Raw genomic sequence first — 15,613 nt, 5'->3', positions numbered from 1 at the left:
GGGCCGCAGCGTCGGGGCCGGTACGTGTGCACCCCCGGGGTGCGGGGTGGGCGCCTCATCCCGCACCCCGCGGTGGGCCACCGAACAGCCTCTCCCACCCACCCACCCGTTCACCCCGCATCCGCCCCTGAACGAACAAGCTTTCCCACCCACCCGCCCGATTGCCCCGCGGTGCCAGGGGGCGCGTAAGGGAGTGGGGGTGGGCGGGTGATCTGCGTCGTGGGGTGGGAGGGGAGGGCCTTCAGGCCTGGGGTGGGTGCGTAGGCGATGGGGTGGGCCGTGCACGCCGGCAGGTTGCGATGTTCCACCAGCCACAGAAGCAGGCCCACGACTCATCCGCAGTCGGCGACGCTCGCGAGGGGACGTGGCGGTATGTCCGCCCGGAGCACGGCTCCCGGCGCTCCGGGGCCGAAGCAGCCACGCGGCCACCGGACGATAGCGAGGACGGACATACCGGCACGGCACCGCACCCACAGACGAACCCTCGCCGCAGTCGGCAGCGCACGCGAGGGGACGTGCCGGTATGTCCGCCCGGAGCACGGTTCGCGGGACTCCGGGGCCGAAGTAGCCCTGCGGTCACCGGACGATAGCGAGGACGGACATACCGGCACGGCCCCGCACCCACAGCCGGTGCAGCCCCGAAGCACGGACGTACCCGTAGCCGCCCGCGCCACCACACCCACCCCCCTACCCCCGCAACACCTCCTCCACAGCCCGAGCCACCCCCACAGCCCGCTCCCCCGAAAGCGGAGCCCCATCCCCCGTCACGTAGAACGCGTCCACCGCATTCGCCCCCAGCGTCGACACATGCGCACTCCGCACCACAACCCCCGCCGACTCCAACGCCCGCCCGATCCGGTGCAGCAGCCCCGGAGCATCCTGCGCCCGCACCTCGATCACCGTCGCGAGCCGCGAGCCCGCCGGAGCCACCGTCACGCGCGGCGGTGGCGCCACCGTCCCCCGGCGCCTCGGGTACGCAGCGTCCCGCTCCGCCAACCGCGACGCGATGTCCAGGGAGCCGTCAAGCGCCCGCACCAGATCCGACCGCAGGCGCGCGGCCTGCGGCAACGACCCGTACTCCGCCGCGACCCGCCAGTTCAGCAGCAGCACGGAGTCCTCAAGCCCGGACGACGGCCCGGACGCCAACCCCACCCCCTGCAAGCCCACCCCCCGCAACTCCGCCGTCCGCACAGCAAGCCGATGCATGGCAAGCACGCCCGCGACAGCCGACAGCACGCCCGGCTGATCCGGCACCGCGATGATCAGCTCCACGCCCAGCGGCTCGGGCTCCCCCGAAGCCTCACCCACAGGCCCAGGCCCCTCCGTCTGCGCCCGCAGCGCCAGCACCGGCCCGCCCGTACGGAACGCCTCCACCGCGAGCCGCTCCTGCTCGGCGGTAGGAGCGACGTCCTCCACGCCCTCCGGCTCGTCCCCCGACAGCACCGCCCCCACCCGCTTCACCAGATCGGCGACGAGCGAACCACGCCAGGCGGACCAGGCCGCGGGGCCGGTGGCCAGCGCGTCCGCCTCCGTCAGCGCGTGCAACAGCTCCAGCGTCCCCAGTGAGCCCACCGCGTCCGCGACGGCCCGCACCGTGGCCGGGTCGTCGAGGTCCCGCCGCGTGGCCGTCTCGATCAGCAGCAGGTGGTGCCGGACCAGGGTCGCGAGGACCGTCACGTCACCCCGGTCGAAGCCGATCCGGGCGGCGACGTCCCGGGCGATGATCTCCCCGGCCACGGAGTGATCTCCCGGCCAGCCCTTCCCGATGTCGTGCAGCAGCCCTGCCACCAGCAACAGGTCGGGACGCCCCACACGCCGGGTCAGCTCCGAGGCCCGCACCGCCGTCTCCACCAGATGCCGGTCGACCGTCCACGTATGCACGGCATTGCGCTGCGGCCTGCACCGCACCCGCTCCCAGTCGGGCAGCAACCGGGTGATGAGACCCTCGGCCTCCAGCGCCTCCCACACCTCGACCGTGGGCCGCCCGGCCCCGAGCAGCGTCACCAACTGCTCCCGGGCCTCCGCGGGCCACGGCGTGGGCAAGGGCCGCACGGCCGCCGCCATCCTGCGCACCGCGTGGAGCGACAGGGGCAGCCCGGCCTGGGCCGCCGCGGCAGCCGCCCGAAGCGGCAGCACGGGATCCCGCTCGGGCCGAGCCGCCCGCGCGAGAACCACCTCCCCGTCCTGCTCCACCACTCCCTCGGCGAGCGGCGAGCGCTCGGCCACCGCCGCCCCCTTGCCGCCCCCCAGCATCGCCCGCAGCCGAGGCCGCACGGACCGGGACCGCAGCACCCTGCCCACCTCGCGCCACGTCACGTCACTCGCGTACGAGACGGTGCGAGCGGACTCGTACACCTGCCGGAGCAGCGTGTCGGCGTCCAACAGACCCAATTCGGCGGCCACTTGGTCCTGCTCCTGAAGGGCGAGCCGGTCTGTGGCCCGCCCCGTCGTCAGATGCAGCGCGTCCCGGACGTCGAGCAACCGCCGCCGGGCATCGGAGAGCCCCTCCCGAGGCGCGTCAGCCAGCCACGAGGCGGCGACGGCCCGCAAGGCAGTCGCATCCCGCAAGCCACCCCGCGCCTCCTTCAGGTCCGGCTCCAGGAGATAGTTCAACTCCCCCTGCCGCTCGGCCCGTTCCTCGCACAGCTCCCGCAGCTCGGGCAGCCGCTTCGGCGCGAGGTTGCGCCAGTCGGCGAGCACCGCCGTACGCAGCCCGGCGGTAAGACCGAGATCGCCCACGACGTGCCGCGCGTCGAGCAGCCCCAGCTGCACCTTGAGATCCTCGCCGGCGGTCTTGCGCGCCTCCGCCGGCGTCCGCACGGAGTGATCGAGCGCGAGCCCGAGATCCCAGATGGGATACCAGATGCGGTCCGCCAGGGCCGCCACCTCACCGGCGTCCGCGCTGCCGTCGTGCAGCAGCAGCAGATCCAGATCGCTGCGCGGCGAAAGCTCGCCTCTTCCGTAGCCGCCGACGGCGACCAGCGAGACACCGCGCGGCGCGCCCCCGCCCGTGAAGAGTCCGGTCAGCCAGTCGTCCGTGAGGTCGGCGAGGGCCGAACGGCGCGGCGGCCCGGACCGCGCATCCCCTTGAAGGAGGCGCAGCCGGGCCGCCGCATAGCCGCTGGGTCCGGAGTCTTCCGATTCCGATTCGGTACGTACGTCCACACTCGTCACCCAGCAGCTCCTGTCAGTCCCGCTCAGTCCGCTCAGTTCCGCTCAGCTCTGGTAGCTCAGCCCTTGCCGACCGAGCTCACAACGCATCCGGTCCGCGTTCACCGGTCCGCACCCGCACCGCCGTCTCGACCGGGACGCTCCAGACCTTGCCGTCCCCGATCTTGCCGGTTCGGGCGGCCTTGACCACGACATCCACGAGCTGTTCGGCGTCGTCGTCCTCGACCAGGACCTCGATCCGGATCTTCGGCACGAGATCGACGGTGTACTCCGCGCCACGGTAGACCTCGGTGTGGCCGCGCTGGCGGCCGTAGCCGCTGGCCTCGGTCACGGTCAGACCCTGGACGCCGAAGGCCTGGAGGGCCTCCTTGATCTCGTCGAGCCGGTGCGGCTTGACGACCGCGGTGATGAGCTTCATGCGTCCACCCTCTTGTTCTTTCCGGTCGCAGCCTTACCGGCGTCCTGGGCCGGCGGGCCGGGCACGGCGGCGGTACGGGGCGCGGTGCCACCGCCCGCTCCACTGAAGTCGTACGCGGTCTCGGCGTGCTGCACCTGGTCGATGCCCGCGACCTCCTCGTCCTCGCTGACCCGCATCCCGATGGTCTTGTCGACCAGGAAGGCGAGGATCGCGGAGGCGATCATGGAGTACGCGAGGACGGCGCCGACACCGGCGGCCTGCTTGCCCAGCTGGTCGAGGCCGCCGCCGTAGAAGAGGCCCTTGGCGTCGGACTGGACGCCACCGGTGGCGAAGAAGCCGACGAGCAGCGAGCCCACGACACCGCCGACGAGGTGGACACCGACGACGTCGAGGGAGTCGTCGTAGCCGAACTTGAACTTGAGGCCGACGGCCATGGCGCAGAGCAGACCGGCGATGGCACCGATGGCGATCGCGCCGAGCGGCGAGCAGGAGCCGCCGGACGGGGTGATCGCGACGAGACCGGCGACGGCGCCCGAAGCGGCGCCGAGCGTGGTGAACGCGCCGTGCCTGATCTTCTCGTAGGCGAGCCAGGCCAGCATGGCCGCGGCGGTGGCGACCTGCGTGTTCAGGAACATCATCGCGCCGACGCCGTCGTCGTTGCCCAGCCACGATCCGGCGTTGAAGCCGAACCAGCCGAACCACAGGAGGGCGGCGCCGAGCATGACCAGCGGCAGGCTGTGCGGCCGCATCGGGTCCTTCTTGAAGCCGACGCGCTTGCCGATGACCAGGATCACGCCGAGCGCGGCGGCACCGGCGTTGATGTGCACGGCCGTACCACCGGCGAAGTCGATGACGCCGAGCTCGAAGGCCCAGCCGCCCGTGCCCCACACCCAGTGCGCGACAGGGAAGTAGACGACCGTGGCCCAGAGCGCGACGAACAGCGCCCAGCCGGTGAACTTCACGCGGTCGGCGAGCGCACCGCTGATCAGCGCGGGCGTGATGATCGCGAACATCAGCTGGAAGACCGCGAAGACATAGACCGGGATGGTGTAGCCGTCCCACAGCTCGGTGAGCCCTATGCCGCTCAGACCGACGTAGTCGGACGACCAGCCGAAGAGGCTGCCGTGGTCGGTGCCGAACGCGATGGAGAAGCCGTACAGCACCCAGAGGATGGTGACGATCCCCAGACTGATGAAGCTCATCATCAGCATGTTCAGCGTGCTCTTGACGCGGACCATGCCTCCGTAGAAGAAGGCGAGTCCCGGTGTCATGAGCATCACCAGGGCGGAACAGATGAGCATGAACCCTGTGTTGGCGGCAGACAGCTGCGGGGCGTCTGCGGCGATCGTGATGCCTGGGGGCATCGGCGTCTCCTCGTCGTCGTATGCGGCCCGTGCGGGCGGGGCAAGAGGGGGTGGGCCGTTATGCGCCATGAGATTGGCCCAGCGCCGTTTCAGGGGGCGCCCCTCGATGTTTCGCCGCAGTGACGAAGAGGTCGTGCGTGTTACGCGTCCATGAACTGCCGGGTCAGGCGGGGCGCGGTTTCATACCCTGCGCACAGCACACAAACCGGCCGCGGCGGCCATCCGATTGACCTGGCGTGGGGGAGCCGAGTCGGGCAGTTCGGGATGGGCCGGCCACGGCCGGAGTTCTGGTGGGGGCGCCGTCAGACCGCCTCCGCGGTTTCCGGCATGTCGATGGCGAGCTGGTCCGTGAGCTGCACGACCTCGGCGATGTCGCCGAAGTCGCGCACCGCGGTGTCCACGGTCTTGCGAAGGCGGGTGTTGACCCGCTCGGAGCGGACCTTCTTGGCGATGGTCAGGGCCTGGCCCGCGAGCACCGTGCTCTGCTCGGGCTCGCGCTGGAGCAGGTGGACCGTGGCCATGCCGATGAGGTTCAGTGCGTACGAACGCTGGTGCTCGGAGTCCTTGCCGAAGAGGTCGACGGCGCGCTCCATGACGGGCTCCGAGAGCGAGGCGTACGTGGGGCTGCGGCCCGCCACATAGGCCAGGTCGCGGAACGAGTGGGCGTTCTCGCCGTTCAGCTCGGCCTCGGAGAAGAAGCGGATCCAGTCGGGCTCGGGCTCGTCGAACTCGGCCGCGTCGGCGAAGGTGTCCTCGGCCATGCGCACGGCCCGCTTGCACTTGCCGGGCTGGCCCATGCTGGCGTAGGCGCGGGCCTCCATCGCATACAGCATGGCCTGGGTGCGCGGGCTCGCGCAGTCACGGCTTCCGTACTGCGCGAGGTGGATGAGTTCGAGCGCGTCGTCGGGCCGTCCGAGGTGGATCATCTGGCGGCTCATGCTGGAGAGGATGTACGAACCAAGGGGCTTCTCGCCCGCTTCCTTCGCGGCGTGCAGGGCGAGGACGAAGTACTTCTGGGCGGTGGGCTGGAGCCCGACGTCGTAGCTCATCCAGCCGGCCAGCTCGGCCAGTTCGCCCGCGACCTTGAAGAGCCGCTTGGACGTGGCCTCCGGCTGGGGCTCCTGCAACAGGTCCGTCACCTCGTGCAATTGGCCGACGACCGCCTTGCGCCGCAGCCCTCCCCCGCACTGCGCGTCCCACTGCCGGAACATCACGGTCGTGGACTCCAGGAGGTCGAGCTCCGGTTTGGAGAGCCGGCCGGGCCTGCGGGAGGGCGCGAGCGGCTCGGGGTCGCTCGCCGGGGTCGTCGGTCCGGGGACCAGCCAGCGCTGCATCGGCTCGATGAGGGCGGGGCCCGCGGAGAGCGCGAGCGAGGTGCCGAGGAAGCCGCGCCGGGCCAGCATCAGGTCGCTGCGCGAGAACTCGCTGATGAGCGCGACGGTCTGGGGCCCGGTCCAGGGCAGATCGACGCCCGAGACGGAGGGCGACTGGTGCGCGGCGCGAAGACCGAGGTCCTCGACCGCGACGACACAGCCGAACCGCTCGGAGAACAGCTCGGAGAGGATGCGCGGGATGGGCTCGCGGGGATTCTCGCCGTCCAGCCAGCGCCGCACGCGCGAGGTGTCGGTGGAGATGTGATGCGCGCCCAACTGCCGCGCCCTGCGGTTCACTTGGCGTGCCAGCTCGCCCTTCGACCAGCCGCTGCGCACGAACCAGGAATTGAGCAGTTCGTTGGGGCGCTTCTCAGCGTTCGCACCACTTCCGCCATTGCCGCCCACTGGAACGCCCCCATCCCTCAAGACACCTACACGCGGTCTCACGCCAAGCCCTACCAGAATGCCGCGCATTGCGGCTCTCCGTCCGGAGAACGTCACCCATCGAACAGGAAACCGACTTGCCTCCGGCATACCCACGAGTGCACAGCACTTAGGGGCTGTGTACTGAAAGTAATCCTACGATCACCCCTCCGGCGAGGGCGATCGCGGAAACGCCACCATTCGCCACCCCTTCGAATGAACTCCCGGCCCACAGCAAGCGATTGACTTGACAGTGGACGTTCGAAGGCGGGCGGAAGGGAGCACTTAGGGGCGCGTTTAACAGAGCGCACCCCCGTGGGGCCGTCGGGCGCCTGCACAAGAGCACAGGGTCACGATCCGATTCCGTCACGTAACCACACTGCGCTCGACCCGTTGGAGGGGGCATGGGCTTCACGATCGGCGGCATCCGGGGTACCGACAGGCCCCGCACCGGTTCACGGCGGCGCGGCCGCGCGTCGGACTGCACGGCGGTGGCCGAGTACACCGGACTGTGGGGGTGGGCCGCGGTCCCCGGCGCACGCGCCCTGGACGGCCGCTGCTCCTGCGGCGCGGCCGACTGCGCCGCCCCCGGCGCCCACCCCCTGGACTTCGCCCCGGAGGTGCCCGCCGGGGCGACACTCGACGAAGTGACCGAGGCCTGGGCGCAGTTCCCCGGGGCCGCCGTGCTGCTGCCCGTGGGCCGCGCCTTCGACGTGATCGAGGTGGCCGAGGCGGCCGGACGCAGGGCGCTGGTCCGCCTGGAGCGCATCGGCCTGCCGCTCGGCCCGGTGGCGGCCACCCCGGAGGGGCGCACGCACTTCTTCGTCGCCCCCGGCGCCGCCGCCGAACTCCCCCAGCTGCTCTACCGCATGGGCTGGGACGACGCCGGCATCGATCTGCACGGCCTGGGACCCGGCACGCACATCACGGCACCGCCGTCCGACCGCGCGGGCCTCGGCCCGGTCCGCTGGCTCCGCGCCCCCGACCTGGACTCGGCGACACATCCGCCGCAGGCGCGGCTCGTGCTCGGAACCCTGGCGTACGTGGCGCACCGCTCCCCGGCGTAGAAACGCCCGCACACGGAAATGCCCGCCCCGGCTGCACCCCGGGGCGGGCATTTCTTTCGTACGCGGCACGTGAGCGCCTCGAAGGGGACCAGCCGGTCCACCGCCAAAGCGCTAGTCGCCGATGAGGGCGTCCACAAAAGCCTCCGGCTCGAACGGCGCCAGATCATCCGCACCCTCGCCAAGACCCACCAGCTTCACGGGCACGCCCAACTCGCGCTGGACCGCGACGACGATGCCGCCCTTGGCCGTGCCGTCCAGCTTCGTCAGGACGATGCCGGTGATGTCGACGACCTCGGCGAAGACCCGCGCCTGCACCAGGCCGTTCTGCCCGGTCGTCGCGTCCAGGACGAGCAGCACCTCGTCCAGCGGCGCGTGCTTCTCGACGACGCGCTTGACCTTGCCGAGCTCGTCCATCAGGCCGGTCTTGGTGTGCAGGCGCCCCGCGGTGTCGATGAGCACGACGTCGGCGCCCTCCGCGATGCCTTCCTTGACGGCGTCGAAGGCGATCGACGCCGGGTCGCCGCCCTCGGGGCCGCGGACCGTGCGCGCGCCGACGCGCTCGCCCCAGGTCTGCAGCTGGTCGGCGGCGGCCGCGCGGAACGTGTCCGCGGCGCCGAGGACCACGGAGCGGCCGTCGGCGACGAGCACGCGCGCGAGCTTGCCGGTGGTGGTGGTCTTGCCGGTGCCGTTCACGCCGACGACCATCACGATGCCGGGCGTCTCCAGGCCCGACTCGGTCTTGACCGTGCGGTCGAAGTCCGGTCCGACCAGGGCGATGAGTTCCTCGCGCAGCAGGTTGCGCAGGTCGTCCGGGGTACGGGTGCCGAGCACGCGGACGCGTTCGCGAAGCCGCTCGACCAGTTCCTGGGTGGGGGCGACGCCGACGTCGGCGGTGAGGAGCGTGTCCTCGATCTCCTCCCACGTGTCCTCGTCCAGGTGCTCGCGGGAGAGGAGCGTGAGCAGCCCCTTGCCGAGTGCGTTCTGCGAGCGGGAGAGCCGCGAGCGCAGACGGACCAGGCGACCTGCCGTGGGCTCCGGGGTCTCGATCTCCGGAGCGGCCGGCTCTTCGACGACGACGGGAGCCGATGCCGACGGCTCGGCGAGCGGGAGTTCCACCTCCTCGATCGTGCGGCGCGGTTCGTCGCGCGGCGTCTCGGCCTCGTCGCCGACATGCGGCTCGGCCGGAGGGGCGGTGATGGTGGGCGTGGACGACGGGGCCTGCGGCGGCAGCTGCTTCTTCTTGCGGCTGCCGATCACGAGCCCGCCGAGCGCGCCGATCACGACCACGGCGATGACTACAGCAAGGATGACGATTTCCATAACTCACCCAGTATCAGCCATGGGGGCAACAAGGGCCCAGGCTGTAGCTTCCTCCAAAGAACATAAGCTCATAGAGGGCACTACTCGGACTAAAGTACGATGGAGCTCTCCGCATCAACGCGCGTAGAGTCCAACGCGATCACCCCCACGGACGGATCGCGGCGTTGCGATCCGAGCGAGAGGCACGGACCCCACCCCATGAGCACCACCGCCGAAAACGAAGGCGCCCTGGAGACACGCGGCCTCGAGCCCGTCCCCGACTCCGAGCGCACCGGCCGGACCCGCGAGCTGTTCCCCACCTGGGTGGCGGCCAACATCAGCGTCCTGCTGCTCACCATGGGCGCCGGCCTCATCGTGACCAACGGCCTCAACTTCTGGCAGGCCCTGGTCGTCGCCCTGGTCTCGCCGCTCCTGAGCTACGGCCTCGTCGGTCTGATCTCGATCGCGGGCAAGCGCGGCGGCTCCCCCGGCATGACGCTCTCGCGCGCCGTCTTCGGCCAGCGCGGCAACCTCTTCCCGGGTTCACTGATCTGGGTGGCCCGCTGGGGCTGGGAGACGATCAACGCGGTGACGGGCGCGTACGCGATCATCACCGTCCTGGACATCTGCTTCGGCGTGAAGTCCAGCACGTGGCTGACGATCGTGACGCTGGTCGTCTTCGTCGCCTGTACGTTCGTGATCAGCGGCCTGGGCCGCAAGGTCCTGCACATCTGCAACACCTGGGCGACGTACCTCTTCGGCGCGTTCAGCGTCCTCGTGCTCGTCTATCTGGTGGCCAACACTCCCTGGTCGGACGTCTTCTCGCAGTCCGCGGGCTCCACCGCGGCGATGATCGCGGGCGTCGGCGTGATCGCCGCGGGCGGCATCAGCTGGGTCCCCACGGGCCCGGACTTCACGCGCTACCTCCCGCGCAAGGCCTCCAGCAAGGCCCTGGTGGGCAACGCCATCGGTGGCGCCGGCATCGTCGTCGTACCGATGGTCCTGATGGGCGCGGTCATGGCGGTCAGCACGCCGAGCCTGTCGAAGGCATCGGACCCGGTCTCCTTCCTCGGCGAGCTGCTTCCGACGTGGATCGCCGTGCCGTATCTGCTGATGGCCCTGATCGGCATGCTCCTGATCAACTCGATGTCGATGTACTCCGCGGGCTTCACCGCGATGACGCTCGGCATCAAGGTCCCGCGCACGTGGGCGGTGTCCATCAACGCCATCATCAGCCTGATCTTCGGGTACCTCCTGATGAACGTGGCCACCAGCTTCATCGGCTCGTTCATCTCCTTCCTGACCCTGCTCGCGGTCGCGTTCTCCGCCTGGATCGGCGTCTTCGGCATCGACATGCTGAGCAGGAAGACGTACGACGGCGAGGCGCTGATGGACACCAAGCGCACCAGCGCCTACTGGTACAAGGCGGGCTTCGCCTGGCAGGCCATGACCGCATGGGCCATCGCCCTGGTGGCGGGTCTGCTGTTCACGAAGGTCGACTGGTTCAGCGGCCCGCTCGCCACGTCCTGGATCGGCCGCAACGGCCTGGGCTGGCTGGCCACGATCCTCATCGCGGCCGCGCTGTACGCGGTGCTGCCGCGGACCCCGGCCGTCGAGGCCCCCGAGGGCAAGGGCGACGGCGAGAGCGAGCTGGTCTCCGCCTGATCCGGAACAACTGCCCCCGGGCACTGGTCATCTGACACCGCGTCATCTAACGTCCCTCTTCGCCCACCCACGGTGAAGGGGGACGTTTTCCATGCCCGTCACAGTCGTACGTTTCAACCTCGTCGATCCGGACGCCACGCCCACCTCGCTGAGCGAGCGCTACAAAGCCGCCGTGGAGATGGCCACGTACGCGGATGACCGGGGCATCTCCACCGTGCAGACCGAGGAGCACCACGGCGTCGGCAACAACTGGCTGCCCTCGCCCTTCACTTTCGCGGGCGCGGTGTTCGGTGCGACCCGGCGCATCGCGGTCACGGTCTCCGCGATCATCGGGCCGCTGCACGATCCGCTGCGGCTCGCCGAGGACATCGCCGTACTCGATCTGCTCAGCGGCGGCCGTCTGGTGACCGTGGCGGGGATCGGCTACCGGCCCGAGGAGTACGAGGCGTTCGGCGTCGACTGGAAGCGGCGCGGCAAGCTCCAGGACGAGCTTCTGGAGACCCTGCTGCAGGCATGGACCGGCGAGCCCTTCGAGTTTCGCGGCCGCACCGCCCGCGTCACCCCGCGTCCGTACACCCAGCCCCACCCGATGCTGCTGGTCGGCGGCTCCTCACAGGCCGCGGCCCGCCGCGCGGCCCGGCTCGGCCTGCCGTTCTTCCCCAGCGCCCATCTGCCGGAGCTCGAGGCGTACTACAACGAACGTCTCGCGGAGTACGGCACCGAGGGCTGGACCATGATGCCCGCGGCCGAGACCCCGCTCCTGCACATCGCGGACGACCCGGACCGCACCTGGGCGGAGCACGGCGAGCACTTCCTGCACGAGGCCCGCACCTATGCCTCCTGGCAGTCCAAGGACATCCGCTCGGCGGTGAAGTCCACCGCCACCACGGTCGCCGAACTGCGCACCGAGGGCGTCTACCGCGTCCTCACGCCCGACGAGTGCGTGGCGTATGTGCAGGGGGGCGCCGCCAATCTCGTACTGCATCCGCTCTCCGGCGGGATGCCGGTGGACGAGGGATGGCGCAGCCTGCACCACTTCTGCGAAAACGTGCTGCCCCGGCTCAAGGAATAGGTCCTTGAACCGGGGCAGCATCCTCAGAGGAGGGGCAGCGGGGATTAGCCCATCTCCTCCAGGGTCTTGCCCTTCGTCTCCTTGACGAACTTCATGACGAAGGGGATGGAGATCGCGGCGAAGGCGCCGTAGATGATGTACGAGCCGGTGAGGCTCCACTCGGACATGCTCGGGAACGTCTTGGTGATCGCGAAGTTGGCGAGCCACTGGGCCGACGCGGCCACACCGAGGGCGGCGGCGCGGATCCGGTTCGGGAAGATCTCGCCGAGCAGGACCCAGACCACCACGCCCCAGGAGAGGGCGAAGAAGAGCACGAAGAGGTTGGCGGCGATGATCGCGGTCAGACCCTGCGCGTCCGGCAGCGAGACGTTGTCGCCGGAGCCGGTCCGGTACGAGAACGCCCAGGCCATGGTGAACAGCGCCAGGGCCATACCGGCGGACCCGATCAGGGCCAGCGGCTTGCGGCCGATCCGGTCGACGAAGATCATCGCGATGACCGTGCCGACGATGTTCACGATCGACGTCTCGAACGAGTACAGGAACGAGCTGCTCGGGTCGTGCCCGATCGACTGCCACAGCTGGTTCGAGTAGTAGAAGATCACGTTGATGCCGACGAGCTGCTGGAAGACCGAGAGCCCGATGCCGATCCAGACGATCGGCAGGAAGCCGACCTTGCCGAGCAGGTCCTTGAACGAGGACTTGTGCTCGCGGCGCATGCCCTCGTGGATCTCGGCGACGCGCGCGTCCAGGTCGATCTTGGTTCCCTCGACCTCGCCGAGGACCTTCTTTGCCTCGACGTCGCGGCCGACGGAGATCAAGAAGCGCGGCGACTCGGGGATGACGAAGGAGAGCACGCCGTACAGGACGGCCGGGACGACCATGACGCCGAGCATCAGCTGCCAGGCCTCGAGGCCCATCAGCTCGCCGCGCTGGTCGTCGTCCGCCAGCTTCAGGATGCCGTAGTTGACCAGCTGCGAGACGGCGATACCGATGACGATCGCGGCCTGCTGGAAGGAGGCGAGGCGGCCTCGGTACGCGGGCGGTGCGACCTCAGCGATGTAGGCAGGGCCGATGACGGAGGCCATGCCGATGCCGATACCGCCGATGAAACGCCACATCGTCAGGTCCCACGCCGCGAACGGCAGGGCGGAACCGACGGCGCTCGCCGCGAAGAGGACGGCGGCGATCTGCATGCAGCGGATGCGGCCGATGCGGTCGGCGATGCGCCCCGCGACCGCTGCACCGACGGCGCAGCCGAGCAGCGCGGTGGCGATGATCCAGCCGAGCATGTTCGCGTCTACGTCGAACCGGTGCTGGATGGCGACGGTCGCGCCGTTGATCACGGAGCTGTCATAGCCGAAGAGGAAGCCGCCCATGGCGGCGGCCGCCGTGATGAAGATGACGTGGCCGAGATGGTCCGGCCTGGCCTCTCTGCCTTCGGGCTGCGGCGCCTTCGTTGTGCTGGTCACATGGACTCCTCGGGCCACCGGCAGCATCGCCGGGGGTGGGGGTGAGCACTTCAAGTGGCGCACAACTTCACGCCGCCCACCACCTGAAGGTAAAAGCAACGTTGCAGAGACTATGCCTTCAAGTTTCGAAGTCAATACCTGGGTTCCTGTGAATTTAAGGCACAGGTGAGGTCGACTTCGTTCAAGTGTTGAAGTTATGAAGGTGAGCCGGTGAAGGGCTCCCGGAGAGCTACCGGAGCCGCTGGCTGATCACCTTCGAGACGCCGTCGCCCTGCATGGACACGCCATACAGCGCGTCGGCGACCTCCATCGTCCGCTTCTGGTGCGTGATCACGATGAGCTGCGAGGCCTCCTGCAGCTCCTCCATGATGCGGATGAGCCGCTGCAGGTTGGTGTCGTCGAGCGCGGCCTCGACCTCGTCCATCACATAGAAGGGACTTGGCCGTGCCTTGAAGATCGAGACGAGCAGCGCGACGGCGGTCAGGGACCGCTCACCGCCCGAGAGCAGCGAGAGCCGCTTGACCTTCTTGCCGGGCGGGCGCGCCTCGACGTCGACGCCCGTGGCGAGCATGTTGTCGGGATCGGTCAGGATGAGCCGGCCCTCACCGCCCGGGAAGAGCCGCGAGAAGACACCCTCGAACTCCCGGGCCGTGTCCCGGTAGGCCTCGGTGAAGACCTGCTCGACGCGCTCGTCGACCTCCTTCACCACTTGCAGGAGATCGGTCCGCGTCTTCTTCAGGTCCTCCAGCTGCTCGCTCAGGAACTTATGGCGTTCCTCCAGCGCGGCGAACTCCTCAAGGGCCAGCGGGTTCACCTTCCCGAGCTGCTGGTACGCCCGTTCGGCCGACCGCAGCCGCTTCTCCTGCTCACCGCGGACGTACGGCACGGGCCTGTTGCGCGGGTGCTCCGGGTCTTCGGGCAGCTCCTCGCCCTCGGCCGCGGGGGATGGCGGCACGAGCTGGTCGGGGCCGTAGTCGGACACGAGTCCTGCCGGTTCCACACCGAGTTCCTCCAGTGCCTTGGACTCCAGCTGCTCGATGCGCAGCCGTTTCTCGGCACCGAGTACCTCGCCGCGGTGGACCGAATCCGTCAACTTGTCGAGCTCCGCCTTGAGGTCGCGCCCCTGGCCCCGCTCGGCGGTGAGATCCCGCTCCCGCACCTCCTTGGCGCGCTCGGCGGCGGCACGTTCCTCCTGGGCCCGCACGAGCGAGACCTCGACGTGCGCGAGCAGTTGCCGCGCACCACGGGCGACTGCATCGGCGACCGCCGCCTCGTGCCGCATCCGGGCCTTGCGCTGCTCGGCACGCGCGCGTGCCTCGCGTTCGGCGCGCGCGGCCCGGTCGAGCGAGTCGGCGCGCCCCGCAAGGCCCTTGACCCGCTCCTCGTGCGTACGCACCTGGAGCCTGGCCTCCATCTCGGTCTGCCGGGCATTGGCACCGTCGGCGGCGAGCCGGTCGCGTACGGCGGTGTCGGGCTCCTCCTCGACCGGAGCCTCCTCCGCAACGGCGAGCCGCTCGGCCAACTCCTCGGCCTCCTCGACGGCCTTGTCGAGCGCCTCCTGCGCCTTGGCCGCGGCTGCCGCACTGCGCTCGGCCTCCCCCACGGCGCCGCGGGCCTGCCCGGCGAGCGCGCCGAGCTGCTGGGCCACGGAGGACTTCTCCCGGTCGGCGGCGCGCCTGCGCTCCCCCAACTCCTCGACGAGCGCGGCGACTTCCTTGCGCCGCTCGCCCGCATCCTGCTGGCCGCGCGCCAACTCCTCGCACTGCTCGGCGAGCTGCTCCAGCTCGGCCGCCGCCTCGTCGACAGAGGCCTGCACTTCCAGCAGGCTCGGCGCCCCGGCGGACCCGCCCTGCGCGAAGTGCGCCCCGAGCAGGTCGCCTTCGGTGGTGACGGCGGTGAACTCCGGGTGGGCGTAGACGAAGTCCTCGGCGTCTTCAAGCGTGCCGACGGCGACCATCCCCCGCAGCAACCGCCGCACCGAGGGCATCAACTCCTCGGGCCCGCGCACCAGTTCGGCGACCAGGGGCGGCCCGTCGGAGCCCGCGGGCCGTACGCCACCGGGACCGCCGGCCTCCGGTGACCCCGCAAGCAATAGCGCGGCCCGCCCCGCGTCCTGCTTGCGCAGCAGCCGGATGGCCTCCGCCGCCGACGCCGGTGTGGTCACCGCGATCGCGTCCGCCGCCGCGCCGAACGCCGCCGCGACGGCGACCTCGTACCCCGGAGTGATCGAGAGCAGCTCGGCCGCCGGACCGAGCAGCCCCGTGAGGCGGTCCTTGGCGGCGAGCAGCGCCC

10 protein-coding genes are annotated in these 15,613 nt (G+C 70.3%); 3 read left to right on the top strand and 7 right to left on the bottom strand.

What is annotated here, in order from left to right; translation table 11 throughout:
• Nucleotides 1-687 precede the first annotated feature (687 nt).
• The 4 genes from ABD378_RS28715 to nsdA form a co-directional block, all read right to left on the bottom strand.
• Nucleotides 688-3,174: a [protein-PII] uridylyltransferase gene (locus ABD378_RS28715; RefSeq protein WP_344525330.1), complete on the bottom strand. Its 2,487-nt coding sequence runs from the start codon at nt 3,172-3,174 to the stop codon at nt 688-690.
• Between the two features lie 76 nt (nt 3,175-3,250).
• Nucleotides 3,251-3,589: a P-II family nitrogen regulator gene (locus ABD378_RS28710; protein ID WP_249587501.1), complete on the bottom strand. Its 339-nt coding sequence runs from the start codon at nt 3,587-3,589 to the stop codon at nt 3,251-3,253.
• Nucleotides 3,586-4,953 (bottom strand): ammonium transporter, encoded by a 1,368-nt coding sequence (locus ABD378_RS28705; RefSeq protein ID WP_344525327.1) that lies wholly within the window; start codon nt 4,951-4,953, stop codon nt 3,586-3,588. The genes ABD378_RS28710 and ABD378_RS28705 overlap by 4 nt, the downstream gene beginning before the upstream one ends.
• Before the next feature lie 302 nt (nt 4,954-5,255).
• Entirely contained in the window at nt 5,256-6,731 is a 1,476-nt protein-coding gene (gene nsdA, locus ABD378_RS28700) for a transcriptional repressor NsdA (protein ID WP_344525325.1), read from the bottom strand.
• A gap of 422 nt (nt 6,732-7,153) precedes the next feature.
• On the opposite strand from nsdA, the gene ABD378_RS28695 reads away from it, so the two are divergent.
• Nucleotides 7,154-7,816 (top strand): bifunctional DNA primase/polymerase, encoded by a 663-nt coding sequence (locus ABD378_RS28695; protein ID WP_344525323.1) that lies wholly within the window; start codon nt 7,154-7,156, stop codon nt 7,814-7,816.
• A gap of 111 nt (nt 7,817-7,927) precedes the next feature.
• Here the strand turns inward: ABD378_RS28695 and ftsY are convergent, their stop codons facing one another.
• The gene (ftsY, locus tag ABD378_RS28690) at nt 7,928-9,136 is read right to left on the bottom strand and encodes a signal recognition particle-docking protein FtsY (protein WP_344525321.1); all 1,209 of its coding nucleotides are present in this window, start codon (nt 9,134-9,136) and stop codon (nt 7,928-7,930) included.
• A gap of 198 nt (nt 9,137-9,334) precedes the next feature.
• Here ftsY and ABD378_RS28685 point away from each other — a divergent pair, with 198 nt between their 5' ends.
• Both ABD378_RS28685 and ABD378_RS28680 read left to right on the top strand, forming a co-directional pair.
• Nucleotides 9,335-10,780 (top strand): purine-cytosine permease family protein, encoded by a 1,446-nt coding sequence (locus ABD378_RS28685; RefSeq protein ID WP_344525319.1) that lies wholly within the window; start codon nt 9,335-9,337, stop codon nt 10,778-10,780.
• Between the two features lie 91 nt (nt 10,781-10,871).
• Nucleotides 10,872-11,852, top strand: a complete 981-nt coding sequence (locus ABD378_RS28680; protein WP_344525317.1) for an LLM class flavin-dependent oxidoreductase — start codon at nt 10,872-10,874, stop codon at nt 11,850-11,852.
• Nucleotides 11,853-11,896: 44 nt separating this feature from the next.
• On the opposite strand, the gene ABD378_RS28675 is transcribed toward ABD378_RS28680, so the two are convergent.
• Together ABD378_RS28675 and ABD378_RS28670 are read right to left on the bottom strand one after the other, a co-directional pair.
• The gene (locus ABD378_RS28675; RefSeq protein WP_425583876.1) at nt 11,897-13,348 is read right to left on the bottom strand and encodes a sugar porter family MFS transporter; all 1,452 of its coding nucleotides are present in this window, start codon (nt 13,346-13,348) and stop codon (nt 11,897-11,899) included.
• Nucleotides 13,349-13,550: 202 nt separating this feature from the next.
• Nucleotides 13,551-15,613 (bottom strand): AAA family ATPase (locus ABD378_RS28670; protein ID WP_344525313.1); only part of this gene is annotated, 2,063 nt, incomplete at its 5' end.

Source organism: Streptomyces rectiviolaceus, from assembly GCF_039533825.1.
GTDB lineage: Bacteria > Actinomycetota > Actinomycetes > Streptomycetales > Streptomycetaceae > Streptomyces > Streptomyces rectiviolaceus.
Note: the sequence above shows the minus strand (reverse complement) of the source record. Positions and strands in the feature narration are given on the sequence as shown.